This is a genomic window from Kitasatospora sp. NPDC043950 (assembly GCF_056435345.1).
Genome location: NZ_JBWKER010000041.1, coordinates 32,136 through 52,636 on the forward strand (window position 1 = coordinate 32,136; position 20,501 = coordinate 52,636).

At 74.2% G+C, this 20,501-nt stretch carries 20 protein-coding genes; 10 read left to right on the plus strand and 10 right to left on the minus strand.

From position 1 onward, the window contains the following. Positions 1–249 precede the first annotated feature (249 nt). The 8 genes from AC07BF_RS25845 (at position 250) to AC07BF_RS25880 (ending at position 9,804) form a co-directional block, all read left to right on the plus strand. A complete protein-coding gene (locus tag AC07BF_RS25845; protein ID WP_363628072.1) occupies positions 250–1,998 on the plus strand; it encodes an LCP family protein in 1,749 nt (582 codons plus the stop codon). 198 nt (positions 1,999–2,196) lie between these two features. Continuing rightward, complete coding sequence (locus tag AC07BF_RS25850) at positions 2,197–2,646, plus strand: SRPBCC family protein (RefSeq protein WP_363581379.1); 450 nt, start codon at positions 2,197–2,199, stop codon at positions 2,644–2,646. 237 nt (positions 2,647–2,883) lie between these two features. Continuing rightward, the gene (locus AC07BF_RS25855) at positions 2,884–3,684 is read left to right on the plus strand and encodes a VOC family protein (protein ID WP_363581377.1); all 801 of its coding nucleotides are present in this window, start codon (positions 2,884–2,886) and stop codon (positions 3,682–3,684) included. A gap of 151 nt (positions 3,685–3,835) precedes the next feature. Then, positions 3,836–4,582, plus strand: a complete 747-nt coding sequence (locus AC07BF_RS25860; protein ID WP_363628073.1) for an HAD family hydrolase — start codon at positions 3,836–3,838, stop codon at positions 4,580–4,582. 22 nt (positions 4,583–4,604) lie between these two features. Then, positions 4,605–7,010: a glycoside hydrolase family 65 protein gene (locus tag AC07BF_RS25865; protein ID WP_363628074.1), complete on the plus strand. Its 2,406-nt coding sequence runs from the start codon at positions 4,605–4,607 to the stop codon at positions 7,008–7,010. Positions 7,011–7,124: 114 nt separating this feature from the next. After that, positions 7,125–8,858 (plus strand): pyruvate dehydrogenase, encoded by a 1,734-nt coding sequence (locus AC07BF_RS25870; RefSeq protein WP_363581371.1) that lies wholly within the window; start codon positions 7,125–7,127, stop codon positions 8,856–8,858. An 83-nt stretch (positions 8,859–8,941) separates the two neighbouring features. After that, positions 8,942–9,574 carry a helix-turn-helix domain-containing protein gene (locus AC07BF_RS25875; RefSeq protein ID WP_363581369.1) on the plus strand — a complete coding sequence of 211 codons (633 nt, stop codon included), beginning with the start codon at positions 8,942–8,944 and terminating at the stop codon, positions 9,572–9,574. A 32-nt stretch (positions 9,575–9,606) separates the two neighbouring features. Continuing rightward, positions 9,607–9,804: a DUF6126 family protein gene (locus AC07BF_RS25880; RefSeq protein ID WP_363581367.1), complete on the plus strand. Its 198-nt coding sequence runs from the start codon at positions 9,607–9,609 to the stop codon at positions 9,802–9,804. A gap of 22 nt (positions 9,805–9,826) precedes the next feature. On the opposite strand, the gene pdxR is transcribed toward AC07BF_RS25880, so the two are convergent. From pdxR to AC07BF_RS25895, 3 genes are all read right to left on the minus strand, one after another. After that, the gene (gene pdxR, locus AC07BF_RS25885) at positions 9,827–11,254 is read right to left on the minus strand and encodes a MocR-like pyridoxine biosynthesis transcription factor PdxR (protein WP_363581365.1); all 1,428 of its coding nucleotides are present in this window, start codon (positions 11,252–11,254) and stop codon (positions 9,827–9,829) included. A gap of 51 nt (positions 11,255–11,305) precedes the next feature. Beyond that, complete coding sequence (locus AC07BF_RS25890) at positions 11,306–12,226, minus strand: undecaprenyl-diphosphate phosphatase (protein ID WP_478317400.1); 921 nt, start codon at positions 12,224–12,226, stop codon at positions 11,306–11,308. A gap of 156 nt (positions 12,227–12,382) precedes the next feature. Next, positions 12,383–13,195: an NRDE family protein gene (locus AC07BF_RS25895; protein WP_363581361.1), complete on the minus strand. Its 813-nt coding sequence runs from the start codon at positions 13,193–13,195 to the stop codon at positions 12,383–12,385. 242 nt (positions 13,196–13,437) lie between these two features. On the opposite strand from AC07BF_RS25895, the gene AC07BF_RS25900 reads away from it, so the two are divergent. Both AC07BF_RS25900 and AC07BF_RS25905 read left to right on the plus strand, forming a co-directional pair. Next, the gene (locus AC07BF_RS25900) at positions 13,438–13,923 is read left to right on the plus strand and encodes a carboxymuconolactone decarboxylase family protein (RefSeq protein ID WP_400985416.1); all 486 of its coding nucleotides are present in this window, start codon (positions 13,438–13,440) and stop codon (positions 13,921–13,923) included. A gap of 20 nt (positions 13,924–13,943) precedes the next feature. Further along, a complete protein-coding gene (locus AC07BF_RS25905) occupies positions 13,944–14,768 on the plus strand; it encodes an isocitrate lyase/PEP mutase family protein (protein ID WP_400804515.1) in 825 nt (274 codons plus the stop codon). 166 nt (positions 14,769–14,934) lie between these two features. On the opposite strand, the gene AC07BF_RS25910 is transcribed toward AC07BF_RS25905, so the two are convergent. From AC07BF_RS25910 to AC07BF_RS25940, 7 genes are read right to left on the minus strand one after another with little or no spacing between them, the layout of a single operon-like run. Continuing rightward, positions 14,935–15,192 (minus strand): hypothetical protein, encoded by a 258-nt coding sequence (locus AC07BF_RS25910; protein WP_350880538.1) that lies wholly within the window; start codon positions 15,190–15,192, stop codon positions 14,935–14,937. 43 nt (positions 15,193–15,235) lie between these two features. Next, entirely contained in the window at positions 15,236–16,342 is a 1,107-nt protein-coding gene (locus AC07BF_RS25915; RefSeq protein ID WP_363581355.1) for a cytochrome P450 family protein, read from the minus strand. Next, positions 16,306–17,754 carry a cytochrome P450 gene (locus AC07BF_RS25920; RefSeq protein ID WP_363581353.1) on the minus strand — a complete coding sequence of 483 codons (1,449 nt, stop codon included), beginning with the start codon at positions 17,752–17,754 and terminating at the stop codon, positions 16,306–16,308. Before AC07BF_RS25920 ends, AC07BF_RS25915 begins: the two co-directional genes overlap by 37 nt. Next, the gene (locus tag AC07BF_RS25925; protein WP_400327462.1) at positions 17,751–18,386 is read right to left on the minus strand and encodes a GTP-binding protein; all 636 of its coding nucleotides are present in this window, start codon (positions 18,384–18,386) and stop codon (positions 17,751–17,753) included. Before AC07BF_RS25925 ends, AC07BF_RS25920 begins: the two co-directional genes overlap by 4 nt. Next, positions 18,364–18,711, minus strand: coding sequence for a DUF742 domain-containing protein (locus AC07BF_RS25930; RefSeq protein WP_478333970.1), 348 nt, complete (start codon positions 18,709–18,711; stop codon positions 18,364–18,366). The genes AC07BF_RS25925 and AC07BF_RS25930 overlap by 23 nt, the downstream gene beginning before the upstream one ends. Then, positions 18,708–19,121, minus strand: a complete 414-nt coding sequence (locus AC07BF_RS25935; protein WP_063348307.1) for a roadblock/LC7 domain-containing protein — start codon at positions 19,119–19,121, stop codon at positions 18,708–18,710. Before AC07BF_RS25935 ends, AC07BF_RS25930 begins: the two co-directional genes overlap by 4 nt. Next, positions 19,105–20,373 (minus strand): sensor histidine kinase, encoded by a 1,269-nt coding sequence (locus AC07BF_RS25940; RefSeq protein ID WP_478317433.1) that lies wholly within the window; start codon positions 20,371–20,373, stop codon positions 19,105–19,107. Before AC07BF_RS25940 ends, AC07BF_RS25935 begins: the two co-directional genes overlap by 17 nt. Positions 20,374–20,501: the final 128 nt, after the last annotated feature.

Genomic DNA, 20,501 nt, shown 5'->3' on the forward strand with positions numbered 1-20,501 from the left:
GTGGTGGACCGGAGGTCGGTGATCGCGTCGGGCCTAAATATGATCGGAAGCCACGTTCATCGGTTTGTAACGATGTTCGTATGTGCAACCTGGGAACGGTCCCGACCGTCTCCCTGTGTGCGGTGCGCCAGATCGTCCGGGGCGTCGCTTCCGTCGGTGAAAGGTACGCGCATGTCAGGTCAGTGGGGCGAGGGCCCGGCTCGGGGCGAGAACGCACCCGGCGCGCTCACGACGGGGAGCGATGGGTCCGTGCCTCCGCCGCGTACCGGGGGCCGGGCGGAGGCCCGGCGCGCCGCCCAGGGCAAGGGCGGTGGCCGCGGTGGCAAGGACGGCGGCAAGGACGCGGGCAAGGACGGCGGTCGGGGCGCGGGCAAGGACGGCGGCAGGCCGGAGGCGGCGGCCGGCGGCGGCCGGGCGGCGGCGCGCAACAGCCGCAAGCCCAAGAAGAACGTGAAGAAGATCGTCGCCTGGTCGGCGGCCGGCGTGCTGGTGCTGATCGCGGGCGCCGGCGGGGCGATCTACTTCAAGCTGAACGCCAACATCAAGTCCTTCGACGGCGACGCGATAGCAACCGACCGCCCGCCGGAGGCGCAGGCCGACGCGGACGGCAACAAGCCGGTCAACGTGCTGCTGATCGGCTCGGACAGCCGCGGCAGCAACAACTCCGACCTCGGCGGCGGTAGCGCGGACGGCGGCGCCCGCTCGGACACCACGATCCTGCTGCACGTCTACGCCGACCACAAGCACGCCGTGGGCATCTCGATCCCGCGCAACGCGAAGGTCCCGATCCCGCCCTGCAAACTGCCCAACGGCAAGTGGACCAAGGGGTCGTCCAGCGACCTGTTCAACGCGGCCTTCTCGGTCGGCGGCAGCGACGGCGGCAACCCGGCCTGCGCCCAGAACACGGTGGAGAAGCTCACCGGGATCCGGGTCGACCACACCATCGTGGTCGACTTCAACGGCTTCTCCGCGATGACCAAGGCCGTGAACGGCGTCGACGTCTGCCTGCCGAAGGCCATCTACGAGGGCGACGTCAACCCCAACCTGCACAGGAAGGGCGACCTCGTCCTGCCGCAGGGCAAGCAGACCGTGCAGGGCCAGCAGGCGCTGGACTACGTGCGGCTGCGGCACGGCATCGGCGACGGCTCCGACATCGGCCGGATGAAGCGCCAGCAGGCCTTCCTCAGCTCGCTCGCGAGCAAGGTCAAGAAGGACGGGCTGAGCCCCACCAACCTGCTGCCGCTGGCCGACGCCGCGACCAAGTCGCTGGTGGTCGACCCGGGGCTGGCCTCCGCGGACAAGCTGCTCTCCTTCGGGCTGTCGCTCAAGAACATCGACATGCACGACCTCAAGTTCGTGACGGCGCCCTGGCGTTACCGCACCCAGGACAAGGACCTCGACCTGGTCCAGCCGGACGCCAACAAGCTCTGGGAGACCCTCAAGGCCGACCAGACCATCGACGGGCAGAACGCCACCGGCCAGCAGCCGGACGCCGCCGCCAGCCCGAGCGCACCGGCCGCGCCGCAGTCGGCCGCGCCCAGCGCGCCCGCCGCGCCGGTCGCGGACGCCGGCAACTCGTCGATCAAGGTGGCGGTCTACAACGGGACGACCGAGAACGGCCTGGCCGGCAAGGCGACCGCGCAGCTGAAGGCCGCCAAGTTCGCCGCCACCACGGCGGGCCAGGCGGCGAGCACCAAGTACAAGACCACCATGATCGAGTACGGCTCCGGGCAGAAGGCGAACGCCGACAAGGTCGCCGCGCTGTTCCCGGGCGCCAGCGTCGAGGCCGGCAACTCGGCGGGCGTGACCCTGATCGTCGGCAAGGACTTCTCCGCGGCCAACGGCGGCGGGCCCACCGGCCCGGCCACCGGGACGGGCGGCGCGGCCGCGAACGGCACCCCGGCGCCCCCGGCGCCGCTGCCCACCACCGTCACCAACGACGCCCGCTCGGCGGACGACGACATCTGCGCGAACACCTCCTACGGCAGCGGCGGCTGACCGCACCCGAGCCGTGGGGGCGACCCCCGGGCCGGCGCCGTCCAGGGCGCGCGGGCCCGGGGGTCGTGCCATGGTGGCCGGAGAAACCGGGGGGCGCCCGGCACGGGCGACCTGAGGGACGGGGGCCCGACGCACCGGACCCGGGCACACCGGACCCGGCCCACGGACGAGGGGGGCGCGCACCGAAAGGCGGACCCCATGCCCGAGATCGCCCTCCAGTTCGACATCGCCGCACCCCGGGCCGTCGTCCTCGCCGCGCTCAACACGCACGGCGGGCTGACCAGCTGGTGGACCACCGGCGTGGACCGGGAGGGCGACGTCCTGCTGTTCGACTTCCCCGGCGTCCCCGAGCCGTTCCGGCTGCGCCGCGAGCGGGCCGACCTGGACCGGGTGGTGTGGGCCAACGCCGGGGCCTTCCCGCCGCACTGGGCCGGCACCTGGATCAGCTGGGACCTCGCCGACCAGCCCGACGAGCCCGGCCGCACCCGGTTGCTGTTCCGGCACGGCGGCTGGCAGCCGGGCAGCGAGGACGGCGTCCCGCTGGTCGCCGGCACCTGGGCCGAACTGCTGGTCCGGCTCAAGGACTACGTGCAGAGCGGCAAGGTGCAGCCGTACTTCGTCACGGCCCAGCGGCACGACGCCGCGTGAACGGCCCCCGCGACGGCATGAGCGCCACGACGCCGCGTGAACGGCCCGCCGGCGGCTGAACGGGCCCCGGGCCCGTCCGATCGCCCGCCAGGGCGCCGTCCGGTGGCGGGATCGCGGCGCCGGGCCGATGGTGGGCGGTGTACCCGCCGTTCGCGCCGACGGCCGGCACCGGCAGCCCGGCACCGGGCGGCCGGGACCCGCCCGCCCCGACGACCACTGCCTTCGGGAGGCCCAGCAATGCCCGTAGTCACCGCTCCGTACAAGCCCGGCACCCCGTGCTGGATCGACCTGATGGCGAGCGACCAGCAGGCCGCGCTCGACTTCTACCGCGACCTGTTCGGCTGGCAGGGCGAGGTCGGCCCGGCCGAGTTCGGCGGCTACGCCGTGTGCATGCTCAACGACCGACCGGTCGCCGGGATCATGGCGCGGTCCGCGCCCGAGGGCCAGCCGCTGCCGCCCGTCGCCTGGACCACCTACCTGGCCTCGGACGACGCCGACGTGAGCGGGGCTGCCATCGCCGAGCACGGCGGCACGATCCTCTACCCGGCGATGGACGTCGGCGTGATCGGCCGGATGCTGGTCGCCGCCGACCCGACCGGCGCGGTGTTCGGCGTCTGGCAGGCGATGGACTTCATCGGCGCGGGCGTGGTCAACGAGCCCGGCGCACTGGTCTGGAACGAGCTCAACACCGCCGACACCGAAGCGGCCGGCCGCTTCTACCTCCCGGCGCTCGGGCTGCGCCCGGCGACCATCCAGGGCATGGAGGGGTACTTCTCGCTCAACGCCGGCGACCGTACGGTGGGCGGCATGCAGCCGATCCCCGGGTACCTGGGGGCGGGCACGCCCTCGCACTGGATGGCCTACTTCTCGGTGGACGACACCGACTCCACCGTGGACGCCCTGGTCAAGGCGGGCGGCTCGGTGATCCAGCCGCCGTTCGACATGCAGTCCGGCCGGATGGCGGTCGTCCAGGACCCGCAGGGCGCGGTGTTCGCGGTGGCGGAGGCCGCCGAGGCGCAGATGCCCGACTCGCCGTAACAGCGCCGGGCACCCCTCGCCGTGACAGCGCCGGGCACCCACGAGCCCACCTGGCCACCCACGAGCACCCGGGCAACCGGAAGCCGCCCTTCCCGCGACGCGCCGCCGGGAAATGGGCGGCTTCCCCGCGTTCCCGGGTAAGACTGCACCCATGCTGGGGCTACCGGACGACATCCGCGCTTTCCTCTTCGACCTCGACGGGGTCCTCACCCAGACCGCCAAGGTGCACGCCGCGGCCTGGAAGGACACCTTCGACTCCTTCCTGCGCGCCGAAGCCGCCCGCACCGGCGGGCAGTTCGTCCCCTTCGGCGCCGTCACCGACTACGACACCTACGTGGACGGCCGTCCGAGACTGGACGGCACCCGGGCGTTCCTGCGCAGCCGGGGCGTCGACCTGCCCGAGGGCACCGACGCCGATCCGCCCAACACCCGTACCGTGCACGGGATCAGCCGGGCCAAGAACGACACCGTCCTGCGGTTGATCCGCGAGCAGGGCGTCCAGCCGTACGACGGCTCGGTCGCGTACGTGCACCGGTTGCGCGCGCTCGGGCTGCCCAGCGCCGTGGTGTCCTCCAGCGCCAACTGCCGGGACGTGCTGCGGGCGGCGGGCATCGAGGGGCTGTTCGACGTGATCGTGGACGGCGTCGTCGCCCAGCGCGAGGGCCTGCCCGGCAAACCCGCCCCCGACACCTACCTGTACGCCGCCCGCACGCTGGGCGTCGAGCCCGCGCACGCCGCCGTCTTCGAGGACGCGCTCGCCGGGGTGGCCTCCGGCCGTGCGGGCGGCTTCGGGGCCGTGGTCGGGGTCAACCGCACCGGGCAGGCCGCCGAACTGCGCCGGGACGGCGCGACCGTGGTCGTCGACGACCTCGCCGAACTGCTGGAGGAGCGGGCATGAGTGAGCGGAGTGAGGCAGTCGCATGAGTGGCTTGGACAACTTCTCCGTCGACCCCTGGCTGATCGCCGAGCAGGGCCTGGACCTGACCGCGATGGCCCGCGCCGAGTCGCTGTTCGCGCTCTCCAACGGCCACATCGGCCTGCGCGCCAACCTGGACGAGGGCGAGCCGCACGGCCTCCCCGGCACCTACCTGAACGGTGTCTTCGAGCTCCGCCCGCTGCCGTACGGCGAGGGCGGCTACGGCTACCCGGAGTCCAGCCAGAGCGTCATCAACGTGACCAACGGCAAGATCATCCGGCTGCTGGTCGACGACGAGCCCTTCGACCTGCGCTACGGCGAACTCGTCCGCCACAAGCGCTGGTTGGACTTCCGGGAGGGGATACTGCACCGCGAGGCCGAGTGGACCTCCCCGGCCGGCCGGACCATCCGGGTGCGCTCCTCCCGGCTGGTCTCGCTCACCCAGCGCGCGATCGCCGCGGTCGACTACAGCGTCGAGGCGGTGGACGGACCGGTGCGGATCGTGCTCCAGTCCGAGCTGGTCGCCAACGAGCAGCTGCCCGGCGGCCCCGAGGGCGATCCTCGGGCCTCCGCCGTCCTGGAGGCGCCGCTGCAGCCCGAGGTGCACCACGCGAGCGACACCAAGGCCGTCCTGGTGCACCGCACCCGCTACAGCGCGATCCGGGTCGCCGCCGGGATGGACCACGTGATCGAGGGCCCGGAGGAGCTCGAAACCGTCGCCGAGGCCGAGGCCGACCACTGCCGGATCAGCGTCACCACCGTGCTCCGGCCCGGACAGCGGCTGCGGCTGGTCAAGTTGATGGCCTACGGCTGGTCGGGGACGCGCTCGCAGCCCGCCGTCCGGGACCAGGTGGAGGCCGCGCTGACCGCCGCCCGGTACACCGGCTGGGACGGTCTGGCCGCCGAACAGGCCGCCTACCTCAAGGAGTTCTGGGAGACCAGTGACGTCGAGATCGAAGGCGACGTCGAACTCCAGCAGGCCGTCCGGTTCGCCGTCTTCCACGTCCTCCAGGCCGGCGCCCGCAGCGAGGAACGGGCCATCCCCGCCAAGGGGTTGACTGGCCCCGGCTACGACGGGCACAGCTTCTGGGACACCGAGACCTTCGTCCTCCCGGTGCTCACCTACTGCCTGCCCGGGGCCGTCAACCAGGCCCTGCGCTGGCGGCACACCACGCTGCCGCTGGCCCGCGAACGGGCCGCCCAACTCGGCCTGGCCGGAGCGGTGTTCCCCTGGCGGACCATCCGCGGCGAGGAGTGCTCCGGGTACTGGCCGGCCGGTACCGCCGCCTTCCACATCGGCGCCGACATCGCCGCCGCCGTCGCCCGCTACGTCCGGGCCACCGGGGACGCCGAGTTCGAGCGCGCGTACGGGCTCGAACTGCTGGTGGAGACCGCCCGGATGTGGCGCTCGCTCGGCCACCACGACGTCTCGGGGAAGTTCCGCATCGAAGGCGTCACCGGCCCGGACGAGTACAGCGCCGTCGCCGACAACAACGTGTTCACCAACCTGATGGCGCAGACGAACCTGCGCGCCGCCGCCGAGGCCGCCGCCCGCCACCCGCACGAGGCCGCCGAACTCGGCGTCGACACCGAGGAGACCGCCGCCTGGCGGGACGCCGCGGCCGCGATGTACATCCCGTACGACGAGGACCTCGGCGTGCACCCGCAGGCCGACGGCTTCACCCACCACCAGGTCTGGGACTTCGAGCACACCCCGCCCGAGAAGTACCCGCTGCTGCTGCACTACCCGTACTTCGACCTGTACCGCAAGCAGGTGGTCAAGCAGGCCGACCTGGTGCTCGCCATGCAGGTCCGCGGCGACGCGTTCACCGACGAGCAGAAGGTCCGCAACTTCGCCTACTACGAGCGGCTCACCGTCCGCGACTCCTCGCTCTCCGCGTGCACCCAGGCGGTGATCGCCGCCGAGGTCGGCCAGCTCGACCTCGCGTACGACTACACGGCCGAGGCGGCGCTGATGGACCTGCACGACCTCGGCGGCAACACCCGCGACGGCCTGCACATGGCCTCGCTCGCGGGTGCCTGCATCGCCTTGGTGGCGGGCTTCGGGGGGCTGCGCGACCACAGCGAGTCGCTGTCCTTCCGGCCCCGGCTGCCGGGCGGGCTGATGAGGCTCGGGTTCTCGCTGATGGTCCGCGGGCAGTTGCTGGGCGTCCAGATCACCCACGAGGGGACGACGTACGCGCTGCGCCGCGGCGAGGTGCTGCACCTGTGGCACGACGGCGAGCCGGTGCAGGTGAAGGCCGGGGAGCCGGTCACCCTGCCGACCACCGCGCCGCCGGCCCAGGAGCGGTGCGGCCAGCCGCCCGGCCGCGAGCCCGCCCGGCGGCAGGCGCAGGCGGGCCTGGTCAGCGGCAAGCTCGGGCAGCAGGACCACTTGGCGGCGGAGTAGCCGCGCCGACCGGTCGTTCACCTGTTCGGGCCCGCTCCGGGTGCGGGGCGGGCCCGGCCGTCGGAGGGTGCAGGTGTCCTGCGGCAGTCGGCGGCCGGTGATTGGAGAGCACCCGTGGCGAGCGTGGCCGAACAGATGGTGGAGGTGCTCCGGCAGGCCGGGGTCGAGCGGGTCTACGGCGTGGTCGGAGACAGCCTCAACCCGGTCGTGGACGCGATCCGGCGGACCGACGGCATCAGCTGGGTGCACGTGCGCAACGAGGAGGCGGGCGCCTTCGCGGCGGCCGCCGAGGCCGAGCTCAGCGGTCGGCTCGCGGTCTGCGCAGGCTCCTGCGGGCCCGGCAACACCCACCTCGTCCAGGGCCTGTACGACGCCCAGCGCAGCGGCCTGCCGGTGCTGGCGCTCGCCTCGCACATCCCGTCCGGGCAGATCGGCACCGGCTTCTTCCAGGAGACCCACCCCGAGCGGGTGTTCACCGACTGCAGCACCTGGTGCGAGATGCTCTCCACCCCCGCGCAGCTGCCCCGGCTGATGCGGATCGCCATCCAGCACGCGCTCGGCTCGCACGGCGTCTCGGTGCTGGCCTTCCCCGGGGACGTCGCCGCGCTCCCCGCCGCCGGACCCACCGGGACCAGCCACTTCCTCACCGAGCAGGCCGTCGCCGCGCCGCCGTGGTCCCAGGTGCAGGAGCTGGCCCGGCTGCTCAACGCGGCCCGCAAGGTCGCCCTGTTCTGCGGCGCGGGGGTGCGCGGGGCGCACGGCGAGGTGATGGAGGCGGCCCGGGCCCTGAACGCGCCGGTCGGGCACTCCCTGCGCGGCAAGGAGTGGATCCAGTACGACAATCCGTACGACGTCGGCATGAGCGGCCTGCTCGGCTACGGCGCCTGCCACGAGGCGCTGCACTCCGCCGACCTGGTGCTGCTGCTCGGCACCGACTTCCCGTACGACTCCTTCCTGCCGCAGGCGCACACCGTCCAGGTCGACCACGACGCCACCCGGCTGGGCCGCCGCACCGCGCTCGAACTGGCCGTCCACGGCGATGTCGCCGCCACCCTGCGGGCCGTCCTGCCGCTGTTGGACGCCAAGCGCGACCGCGCCTTCCTCGACGAGATGCTGCGCAAGCACTGCCGCTCGCTGGAGGACGTGGTCGGCGCCTACACCCGGGACATCGAGAAGCACCTGCCGATCCACCCCGAGTACGTCGCCTCGGTGCTCGACGAGGTGGCCGCCGACGACGCGGTGTTCACTGTGGACACCGGCATGAACAACGTCTGGGCCGCCCGCTACCTCCAGCCGAACGGCCGCCGCCGGGTGATCGGCTCCTTCCTGCACGGCTCGATGGCCAACGCCCTGCCGCACGCCATCGGCGCCCAACTGGCCTGCCCCGGGCGCCAGGTGATCGCGATGGCCGGCGACGGCGGGATCGGCATGCTGCTCGGCGAACTGCTGACGGTGGCCAAGCACCGGCTGCCGGTGAAGACCGTCGTCTTCAACAACGGGGCGCTCGGCATGATCAAGCTGGAGATGCTGGTCTCGGGCTACCCGGAGTACGAGATCGACAACGGGGACGTCGACTACGCGGGGATCGCGCGGGCGACGGGCATCCCGGCCAAGCGGGTCACCGAGCCGGCGAGGGTCCGGGAGGTGCTGGCGGAGGCGCTGGAACGGCCCGGCCCCGCCCTGGTGGACGTGGTCACCGACCCCAACGCGCTGTCCATCCCGCCGTACATCACGGCCGCCCAGCTGAAGGGCTTCGCGCTGGCGGCCGGGCGGACGGTGCTCTCCGGCGGGGTCGGACGCATGATCGACCTGGCCCGCAGCAACCTGCGCAACATCCCGCGGCCCTAGCCGAGAACGGGGATCCGATCCGGGCCTCTTGCCTCTGAGGCAAAAATCTTGCCCGAGCGGCACGGCGGGTGTCCACTGGTCACATGACCACCAGCCCGACCGGGGACGCCGCCCCGGGAGACCGGCTCGACGACCAGGAAGTGGCCGGCCTCGCCGCCCGCCTCCGGGAACACCGGCTCAGCAGCCGCCTGACCCTCGAAGTGGCCTCCGCCCGGGTCGGGCTCTCCCCAGCCTATCTGTCCCGGCTGGAGACCGGCCGCCGCCAGCCCTCCCTCCCCGTCCTGCTCGGCCTCGCCCGCGCCTACGGCACCTCCGTCTCCGGCCTGCTCGGCGAGACCATGGCCGAACCCGACCCGGTCGTGCGCGGCGGCGCCATCGAACCCGGCCGCGCCGGGGGCTGGGGCTACCGCCGGGCCGGCGCCCCCGGCCGGGCGATGCAGGCGCTGCGCGTCCACGTGCCCCCGGGCGTGCAGGACACGGTGGTCCGGGTCCACCCCGGCGAGGAGTGGCTGTACGTCCTGCAGGGCCGGCTCAAGCTGACCCTCGGCGACCGCGTCCACCGCCTCGACGTCGGCGACTCCGCCCACTTCGACTCGCTCACCCCGCACTGCATCGCCGCCGACGCACCGGACGGCGTCGAACTGCTCTTCGTCCACACCCTGCTGCAGAGCCCCGGCGGCGAACTCTGCCTCGGCGGCCCCGCGGCAACCCACTGACCCAACGTCAGAACCCTTGGAGGAGATCCCTCATGGCCGATCCCACCAGCCCCGAGAAGGCCGCCGCGGCCACCGCCCCGGCCGCTCCGACCCCCGCCCCGCTGACCGTCGACGCCGGCATCTCGGCCAACCGCCGGGTCGGGATCCGCCTGGTGATCTACACCGCCGGCATCCACGCCTTCGCCGGCTTCATCATGCTGCTGTTCGAACTGGGCAACCGCAACAAGTAGTTCACCGGGGTGGTCGCGGCCCTCACCGCTCGCGCAGCAGTTCGCAGAGGGCGTCCAGCGCGGCCGGGAAGGCGTGCTCGGGCGGGGACGCGTAGCCGATCACCAGAGCGGGAGCGGCGTCCGGGGCGGCGGCCGACCGGTCGGCGAGGTGCCAGGACAGCCCTTCGAGGGCCAGGCCGGCGGCCTCGGCCCGGGCCAGCAGCTCAGCCTCGGACGCGGAACCGGGCGGCAGTTGGAGAACGGCGTGCAGCCCGGCGGCGATCCCGGTGACCCGCACGCGCGGGGCGTGCTCGGCGAGCGCGGCGACCAGCCGGTCCCGCCGGCGCCGGTAGTGCAGCCGGCAGCGGCGGACGTGCCGGTCGTACGTCCCGGAGGTGATCAGCTCGGCGAGGGTCAGCTGGTCGAGCACCGGGGACATCGTGTCGGCCAGCGTCTTCAACCGGGCCACCGGCTCGACCAGCGCGTCGGGCAGGGCCAGCCAGGCCAGCCGCAGGCCCGGCGCGAGGCTCTTGGCGGCCGTCCCGGCGTACACCACCCGCTCCGGGTCGAGCGCCTGCATCGCGCCGACCGGCTGCCGGTCGTAGCGGAACTCGCCGTCGTAGTCGTCCTCGACGACGTACCCGTCCCGCTCGCGCGCCCAGCGCACCGCGGCGGCCCGCCGGTCGGCGGCCAGCGGCGCACCGGTGGGGAACTGGTGCGCGGGGGTGAGCAGGACGGCCCCGCACCGGCCGTCCAGCCGCTCGACCCGGGCGCCCGCCCCGTCCAGCGGCACCGGGACGGTGGCCAGCCCCGCCGCCCGGGCGACGGCGTGCTGCGGCGGCAGCCCGTACTCCTCGACCGCGAGGGCGCGGTCCCCGCGCTCCCGCAGGGCGGCGCAGAGCAGGCCCAGGCCCTGGGAGACACCGGTGCAGATCAGCAGGTGGTCGGGGTCGGTGCGGACGCCGCGGACCCGCGCCAGGTAGTCGGTGAGCGCCCGTCGCAGCTCGATCCGGCCGAACGGGCTGCCGTAGCCGAAGGCCTCGTGCGGCGCGGTGGCGAGGGCCCGGCGGGCGGCGGCGAGCCAGGCGGTGCGGGGGAAGAGCGAGAGGTCGGGCCGCCCGGCCATCAGGTCGTGCCGGACGGCCCGCCGCCCCGCCGCGGGCCGGGCCACCCGCCGGCTCCGGCCGGGCGCGGCCCGCCGGGCGACGGTGGTGCCGGAGCCCTGCCGGGAGGTGAGCCAGCCCTCCGCGGTGAGCTGCCCGTACGCCTCGACCACGGTGTTCCGGGCGATCCCGAGGTCCTCGCCGAGGGCCCGCGAGGACGGCAGCCGGGTGCCGGGCACGAGCCGCCCGTCCTGGACGGCCTCGCGCAGCGCGTCCTCCAGAGCGGCCCGCAGCCCGGCCCCGGCGGCGCGCCGCTCGGTGAGGTCCAGGTGCAAGTCGCCGCCGAAGGAGGTCCAGGAGCTGCTCACGGGCCCGATTATCGCGCGGCCCGGCATCCTCGACCCCGAGTCGGTGGCGGATCAGACCGACAGGTAGACCGCGCTGCCGATGCCGGCGAGGAAGCAGTAGAGCGCGAACGGCGTCAGGCTGCGGGTCTCGAAGTACTTGGTGAGGAAGCGCACCGAGACGTAGCCGGCGACGAAGGCGGCGATGCTGCCGGCGACGACCGGGCCGAGGACGGCGGAGTTCTCCGGCTTGAACAGCTCCGGCACCTTCAGCACGGAGGCGGCCAGGATGACCGGGGTCGCGAGCAGGAAGGAGAAGCGGGCGGCGTCCTCGTGGTGCAGGCCGCGCAGGATGCCGGCGCTCATGGTGACACCGGAGCGGCTGATACCGGGGAAGAGCGCGAGGATCTGGGCGGCGCCGATCCAGGCGCCCTGGACGAAGCCGAGCCGGGCGAGGCGGTGGTCGGAGGCGATCGCCGGGTCGAGGCCCGGTTCCTCGGCGGGCGGGGCGGCGTGCCCGGCCCGCCGACGGCCGGTGCCGCCGCGCTTGAGCCGTTCGGCACCGAGCAGCACCAGCCCGTTGAGGGCCAGGAAGACGGCGGCCGGGACGGGCTTGCCGAGCGCGTTGCGCAGCGCCTTCTCCAGGGCGAGGCCCGCCACCCCGACCGGGATGGTGGAGATGATCAGCAGCCAGGCGAGCTTCTCGTCCCGGCTCTCGACCCGGCGGCGGCGGATCGAGCTGAAGAAGCCGCCGATCACCCGGACCCAGTCCTTGCGGAAGAACACCACCAGCGCGAACGCGGTGGCCAGGTGCAGGCCGACCAGGACGGCGAGGTAGGAGGAGCCCTCGGCGGTCATGTCGAGGTCCCGCTGGATCTTCCCGCCGATCAGGGCGGGGAGCAGGATGCTGTGGCCCAGGCTGGAGACCGGGAAGAGTTCCGTCACACCCTGCAGCAGGCCGACGCCTATCGCTTCCGGGTAGGTCAGGGTGGACATCGCGCACCTTCGCTCGGGGGTCTGGATCCGGGGGAGCCCCGCGAAGCTACTACGGGCATGTAGACGCCCGGCAGCCCCGCCGCCAGAAGTTCATCGAGCGGACGTCTGGGCGCCACCGCCGCCGGTCAGCCGCCGGTCAGCCGCCGGTCACGCCGGTCAGTCGCCGGACCGCGCCGCCGACCCGCCTCCGCCGAGCGGCACCCGCCGCCACGCCCCGCCGCCGGCGGGCACCGGCGCGGGGGCGAAGTCGTAGCGCGGCCCGTCCGGCCCGAGCGCGAGCAGTGAGATCGAGGAGGACCCCCAGATCCGCCCGTCGCCGAAGTCCCGCCGCTGGATCAGCGCCGCGTCGTCGTCCAGCGGCAGGCCGTCGCCCGCGACGATCGGCAGCCAGTCGCCCCAGGCCCGTTCGGCGGACCCGTCGCCGGTCGGCTCCGGCCGGGGCGCGGCGGCGAGGCGGGCCCGGAAGCGGTCGGCGCGGGCGGCCATCAGCGCGCGGATCCGCTCGGAGGCGGTCCGGTTGGCGGCCGCGCCCTCCAGCCCGTCGTTGAGCACCACGCTGAGGCCGACCGGCAGTTCGCGCTCCTCCAGTCGGCCGCCGCCCCAGCTGGCGACCCGGGCGCCGTCGGGCCGGACCAGGACGAGGTGGAACGGGTCGTACGGGGTGAGGTCGAGGTGGCCGATCCCGCCGTCCCGGACGGCGGTGAGCGGCAGTTCGCCACGGGAGAGCCGGGTGTCGGTGGGGGCGAGCGGCCCGAAGCCGTTCAGTAGGCAGGCGGCGGTCCGCCGCCCGGGGTCGACGGCCAGCCAGGTGCCGCCGGCGGCGAGGTCGAGTCCGCCGACCAGGGCCGGCCGGTCCGGCCAGTGGTGGTCCGGCGGCAGCCAGTCGCGCCCGAGGTACTCGTCCCGGACGGAGAGGAGCAGCACCGGCACGGCCGCCCCCGGTTCGATGCTGACGAACGCCGTACACACGATCGCGGCCCCCTGACCTCGCCCGGCGGGGGCACGCGTGGTGGCGCCCCCGCGGTCGATCCTCGCACTCCCGTTCGCGCGCCGGGAGTGCGCGTCCGCGCCCGGAGGTTCCCCCGGGCCCTCCCCTTTCGGCCGCCGCCGTGCCACACTCGCCCCACGGCCGGGCGCACGCGAAGTGGCCCAGGATTCTGTGGTTCGAATGCACCAGGAAACGGGTCCACCAGGTCCCTAGGCTGGCGGTCATGACGACGAACGAGCACCAGCCGACCGAAGCGCCCGTCCCGGCCCCCGCCCAGCGCCTCGCGCTGCACAGCCTGGCCCCCGACTTCTACCAGGCCATGATCGCGGTGGACCGCGCTGCCCGGAAGGGCATCGACCACACGCTCGCCGAGCTGGTCAAGGTGCACGCCTCGATGATCAACGGCTGCGCCTTCTGCATCGACATGCACAGCACCGACGCCCTGAAGGGCGGCGAGCAGGACCACCGGCTGCTCTCCCTCCCGGCCTGGCGCGAGACCCCCTGGTTCACCGCCCGGGAGCGGGCCGCGCTGGCCCTCACCGAGTCGATCACCCTGCTGACCCAGGGACACGTCCCGGACGCGGTCTACGCCGAGGCCGCCGCCCAGTTCGACGAGACCGAGCTGGCCCAGTTGATCGCGCTGATCGTCACCATCAACGCCTGGAACCGGATCGGGGTGGCCTCCCGGCTCAGCCCGGCCGCCAAGTGAGGCCCGGGAACATGGCGGACATGACGGATATGGCGGACATGGTGGACGTCCAGCAGGAGAAGGCCCGGCTGCTCCGGGAGCTGCACCGGCCGGGCGAGCCGCTGGTGCTCGCCAACGTGTGGGACGCGGCGAGCGCCCGTCTGGTCGCCGCCGCCGGAGCGCGGGCGGTGGCGACGGCCAGTGCGAGCGTCTCCTGGTCGCTCGGCAGCCGGGACGGCGGCGGCGCCGACCTCGAACAGGTCCTCGTACGGACGGCGCAGGTGGTCCGCGCGGTGGACCTGCCGGTCACCGCCGACCTGGAGAGCGGCTTCGCGCGGACCGCCGCCGGCGTCGGCGAGTCCGTCGCCGCGCTGCTGGCCACCGGCGCGGTCGGCGTCAACCTGGAGGACGAGGGCCGGCCGGCGGCCGAGGCCGCCGAGCGGATCGCGGCGGCCCGGGCGGCGGCGGACGCGGCGGGCGTGCCCGCCTTCGTCAACGCGCGCACCGACGTGTTCCTGCACGGGATCGGCGCGCCGGAGGGCCGGCTGGACGACGCGGTGCGCCGGCTGCGGGCCTACGTCGAGGCGGGCGCGGACGGCGTGTTCGTGCCCGGTGTCGCGGACCGGGAGACGATCGCCGCGCTGGCCGCGGCCGTCCCGGTGCCGCTGAACGTGCTGGCGGGGCCGGGCGCGCCGTCCGTCCCGGAGCTGGCGAAGCTGGGCGTGGCCCGGGTCAGCCTCGGCCCCGGGCTGGCCGAGGTGGCGTACGCGGCGGTGCGCCGGGCCGCCGCGGAGGTGTACGCGAGCGGCACCTACACCGCCCTGGAGGGCGGGCTGACCTACCAGGAGCTGAACGGCCTCTTCTGAGCGGGCTTCTCGCGGTCCGTCCGGCGCTGAGCGGACCGGCGGCGCTGGCCCGACCGGCGGCGCCGGGCGGGCCTGGCGGGCCCGCGCACGGCGAAGCCCCGGCTGCCGTCGACGGGGGTGGCGGCAACCGGGGCGGTGCCCGGTGGGCGTGGTCGGCCGATCCGGGTCAGCCGATCTGACCGCTGAGCCCCGGGTGGGTCATCTGGTTGGTGCCGACGGCCTCCACCTCCTGGGCGGCGTGGCCGACCACCGGCAGCTTGCCGGCGGCGTGGATGGCGAGGTCGGCCGGGGAGAGGTTGAGACCGTCGGTGAGGCCCCCGGTGGCGTCCGGGGAGCTCGCGGTCTGGGTGGTGGCGGACGCCGCCGGGGCGGCGAGCGCGAGGCCCGCCATGGTGAGGGCGGCCAGGGTGGCGAGTTTCTTCATGCACTGCCGAACGACCCGGGCCGCCTTCAGGTAACCGGACGGCTCAGACCGTCACCCGCAGGGTTCGCACGCTGTTGCTGATGAAGGAGCCGATCGGCTCCGGCGCGTCGCCCTCGGCGAGGGCCAGCCCGGGGAACCGCTCGAACAGGTGCCGCAGCGCGGTCTCGGCCTCCAGCCGGGCCAGCCCGGAACCGAGGCAGAAGTGCGGGCCGTGACCGAGCGACAGGTGCCGGTTGGGCCGGCGGGTGACGTCGAAGCGGTCGGCGTCCGGGTGGTGCCCGGCGTCGCGGCCGGCCGCCGCGTAGGAGGCGAGCAGCGCCTCGCCGCGCCGGATCACCACGTCACCGACCTCGATGTCCTCGGTCGCGTAGCGCAGCGGGAACTGGCCGACCGGCGAGTCGTAGCGCAGCGTCTCCTCGATGACCGCCGACCACGGCTGCTCGCCGGAGAGCACCAGCCGCAGCTGGTCGGGGTGGGCGAGCAGGGCCCGGACGGCGTTGGTGATCAGGTTGAGCGTGGTCTCGTGCCCGGCGACCAGCATCAGCAGCAGGGTGCCGACCAGCTCGGCCTCGCTGAGCCGGTCCCCGGCCTCGCGGGCGGCGATCAGGTCGGTGGTGAGGTCGTCGCCGGGCGCGGCCCGCTTGGCCGCCACCACGGAGCCCAGCAGCGCGTACAGGGCCTGCTGCGCGGCGGCGGCCGCCGCCGGGGTGGCCGAGCTGGAGACCAGGGTGTCGGAGAGCTCGTGCAGCCTGTCCTGCTCGTCCAGCGCCAGTCCGAGCAGTTCGCCGATCACCTGCATCGGCAGCGGGTAGGCGAAGTGCTCGCGCAGGTCGAACGCGCCGTCCAGCTCGGCGACCCGGTCGAGCAGCGAGACGGTGCGGGCCTCGATCGCGGGCGCCAGGTCGGCTATTCGGCGCGGGGTGAAGGCCTGGCTGACCAGGCCGCGCAGCCGTCGGTGGTCGTCGCCGTCGGCGGTGACCATGCCGGGCACGGTGACGAAGTTGAGCAGTGGCCAGCCCTGGGGCAGCCGGCCCTCCCGGAAGGTCGTCCACAGCTGGGCGTTCTTGCCCACCCGGTGGTCGGCGAGCAGCGCCTGGAGGGTGTCGTGGTGGGTTATCGCCCAGACCACCACCCCGCCAGGGAGCTCCACCAGGACCGCGGGGCCGGCCGCCCGGAGGCGGGCGTTCTCCTGGTGCTGGTCGCGTCCGAAGGGGTCGAGTCTGACGGGCTCGGGTCGGGGGTCGACGGCGGTGTCCATGCGGGCCTCTCGGGGGCTGGCGGGCGGGGCGGGGTGAAGGCGCTGTACAGCACCGGCAGGCCGAGCAGGGCCCGTGACCACGGGGACGGGCGCCATCCCAGGTCGCCGGACGGCACGGCGAGTTGGAGATCGGGCAGGCGGTGCAGCAGGGTCTCGACGGCGGTCTCGACGATGATCCGGGCCGGGTGCTGGGCCGGGCAGACGTGCCGTCCGGCGCCCCAGGCGAGGTGGGCCCGGTTGCCGCCGAGCGAGCCCTGGGCGGCGGAGGCGACGCCCTGGGCGGCCGGGTCGGCGTTGGCCGCGGCCAGGCCGAGGACGAGCATGTCGCCGGCGCTGATGTACTGGCCGCCGAGGACGGTGTCGCCGGTGGCCCAGCGGCCGGGGAAGTTCTGCGTCGGCGGGTCGCGCCAGAGCACCTCCTCCAGCGCGTCGGAGACGGTGAGCCGCCCGCCGGTGAGGGTGGCCCGGAACCGGCGGTCGGTGAGCAGCAGCCGCAGCGTGTTGCCGGTCCAGTTGATGCTGGTCTCGTTGCCCGCGACCAGCATCACCACCAGGTGGTGCACGGCCTCCTCGTCGGTGAGCGCGGCCGGGTGGGCGAGCAGCCAGGAGGTGAGGTCGGCGCTGGGGGCGGTGCGGCGCCGCCGGACCAGGTCGACCAGGATCGCCTGGAACTCGGCGTTGGCGCGCACCGACTTGGGGCCGCTGTCCACGAAGTGGCTGATCAGCTCGACCAGGTGGGGCCCGGCCTCGCGGGGCAGGCCGACCAGCTGGGTGAAGACCAGCAGCGGCAGCGGGCGGGCGTACTGGGCGATCAGGTCGGCGGTGCCGTCCGGGCCCCAGCTGTCGATGAGGTCGTTGGCGCAGGCCTCGGTGGTCTCGCGCAGCTGGCGGTGGTCGATCTGGGAGAGGGTGTCCGAGACGGCGGAGCGCAGCCGTTGGTGCTCGGCGCCGTCCAGGTTGAGCAGGGTGGGCCGCCAGGAGGTCATCGGCAGCAGCCGGGAGTCGGGGGACAGCCGGCCCTCGGCGGGCACCCGCCAGCGGCGCGAGTCCTTGGAGAACAGTGCCTCGTTGCGGGTGAGTTCGAGCAGTTCGGCGTAGCCGAGGACGAGCCAGGCCTCGACCCCGGGCTCCAGCTCGATCGGCGCCACCGGGCCGTAGCGCTGGCGCAGCCGGGCGTACAGGCCGTGCGGGTCCTCGGCGACGGCGTGGCCGTACAGCGGGGTCAGCGGGATGCCGGTGGGCAGGCTGCCGCCGTGCGGGACCGGGCAGCCGGGGGAGGCGGTGCCGGGTTCGGGCGCGGTCATCCCTGGAGCTCCAGGATCGAGCTGCGGTGCAGGTGGTCGACGAAGTCGATCAGCAGGTCGTAGGACTGCCGCCGGTCGCGGGCGTCGCAGTGCAGGATCGGTACCTCCGGCAGCAGGTCGAGGGCGGAGCGCAGCTCCTCCTCGGGGTAACTCGGCGTGTCCGAGAAGGTGTTGACCGCCACGGCGAACGGGATGCGCTGCTCCTCCAGGCGGCCGAGCACGTCGAAGCTCTCGTCCGGGCGGCGCAGGTCGACCATGGCGATGGCGCCGAGCGCGCCGCGTGACAGGTCGTCCCAGAGCGGCCAGAACCGCCGCTGCCCGGGCGTGCCGAACAGGTACAGCGCGAGCCGCGGGTTGAGCGTGATCCGGCCGAAGTCGAGCGCGACCGTGGTGGTGGTCTTGTCGCCGCGCCCGGTGAGGTCGTCGATGCCGCTGCTGGCGGCGGTCATCGTCTCCTCGGTGCGCAGCGGAGTGATCTCGCTGAGCGAGCCGACCAGCGTGGTCTTGCCGACCCCGAACGGGCCGGTGACCAGGATCTTCACCGCGCCCTGGACCGAGGACGGCAGGTACCGCGGCTCGGCGGGCAGGTCGGCGGTGGCCCCGGGGGCTTCAGCGGAGTTGGCGGAGGCCAACGAGCACCTCTTCCAGAAGGGTTGCGGGCAGGCGTTCGGCCTGCGGGACGGGCGGGAGGACCTGGACGGCGCCGAGGTCCCAGAGGTCGCCGACCAGCACCTTGACGACGCCGAGCGGCAGCCCCAGGTGGGCCGCCACCTCGGCGATCGACAGCAGGCTGTGGCAGAGCGCGAGGATGCGCCGGTGCTCGCGGTTGAGCAGGGCGCGGTCGGGGAGCTCCGGCGGCTCGGGTAACGCGCTGACCAGGCTCTCGATGGCCAGCTCGGCCCGGGTGGACCGGCTGCGGCCACCGGTGATGACGTAGGGCCGGACCGGCCCGCTCACCGGTGTCCCCCCGCCGCGTGGTCGACCCGCGGCGGGCTGGTGAGGTGGCTGCCGATCCGTTCGACCAGGACCTGCATCTGGTAGGCGACCAGGCCGGCGTCCACGGCGTCGCTGGTCACCACGGCCAGGTGCGCGCCGGCCCCGGCGGCGACGATGAACAGGTAGCCGCCGCCGTACTCGATGATGATCTGGCGGGTGGCGCTGCCCGGTCCGCCGAACCCGGTCGCGACGCCGCGGGCCAGCGACTGGAGTCCGGAGCAGGCGGCGGCGAGCCGTTCGGCGTCCTCGCGCGCGATGTTCGCGCTGCGGCCGATCTCCAGGCCGTCGTTGGAGACGACGACGGCGTGCTGGACCTGCGGGACGTTGACGATGTCGGCGAGCATCCAGCCGAGATCAGGGGTGGTGGTCATGGAACTCTCCGGAGCGCTGGGGAAGTCGGGGGGAAGCGGGCAGGGAAGGGTCGGGCTGGGCCTGGGCCCGGGCGGCCGATCGGCCGCTGGCGGTGCCGGCCTGGAACATCGCCATGAACGCCTGCGCGTCCCGGGCCGAGCGGTACGGCGGGGCGGGCGGCGGCGCGGGAGAGGCGTGCTGGGCGGGGCGGGCGGCGCGGTCGCGTCGGTGGCTCCGGCGGGGCAGCGGCGGCGGGGTGTCGGCGGCCGCGGGGGGTCGGCCGGCCGGCGGGATCTCCACCAGGGGGTGTCCGGCGGGGTGTCCGGTCGGCCGGAGGTCGGTGCTGAACGCCAGGTCGTCCGGTCCGAGGCCGGGGACGGTGGGCGGCAGCGGTTCGGTGAGCAGGGCGTTCGGCAGCATCACGACGACGCGGACGCCGCCGTACGGCGAGGGCGCCGAGCTGAGGGTGACCCGGAAGCCGTACTGCTCGGCCAGCCGGCCGACCGCGGCGAGGCCCAGTTGCGGCACCTCGCCGAGCCGGGAGACCTCCAGGCTGGTGCCGCCGGCGAGGGCGGCGGCGGCCTTGGCGACGGCCTGTTCCGGCATGCCGACGCCACCGTCGTCGATCTCGATGACGGCTCCGTTGTGCACCGGCATCAGGGTGACGAACACCTGGGTGCTGGGCGGGGAGTAGCGGGTGGCGTTGTCCAGCAGCTCGGCGACGGCGTGGATCAGCGCCTCGGCGGCGGCGCCGACCACCGCGGTCTCGATCCGGCTGCGGACCACCACCCGCTGGAACGGCAGGATGCGGGACTGGGCGCCGCGCACGACGTCCTCCAGCGAGACCGGCTCGGGCCAGTGGCGGCCGGCCCGCGCGCCGCACAGCACGGCCAGGGTCTGGGCCAGCCTGGCCTGTTGGGCGGCGGCGTGGTCGGCCTTGAGCAGGCCCTCCAGCAGCGCCGGGTCGTCGTGGGTGCGTTCCATCTCGTCGAGCAGGGCCTGCTGGTCGTGGGCCATGACGAGGATGCGGCGGGCGACGCTGAGGAAGGCCCGCTGGGTGGAGGCGGTGAGTTCCTGCTCCTGCTGGACGGCGGCCAGGTCGGCGCCGCGGCGGGAGAGTTCGGCGCCGAGCTGCTCCTGGAGCCGGGCGAGGTCGCGCCGCAGCCGGTCGGCGCGGCGGCGCTGGGTGACGGACACGGCGCGGTACCGGGCGGTGGCCACGAGGGCGAGGGCGGCGAGTACGCCGGTTGCCGTTGCGCACCACTGAGTCATCGTCACGCCGCGAATTCTAGGGTGATGATCCTACGAAGGTGTGAACGGATCTCGCCAAGTGACCGGATCTCGTCAATATCCAGTCAATACGGCGTCAAACCGGCGCCGTTCGACCGCGATCCGGGCGG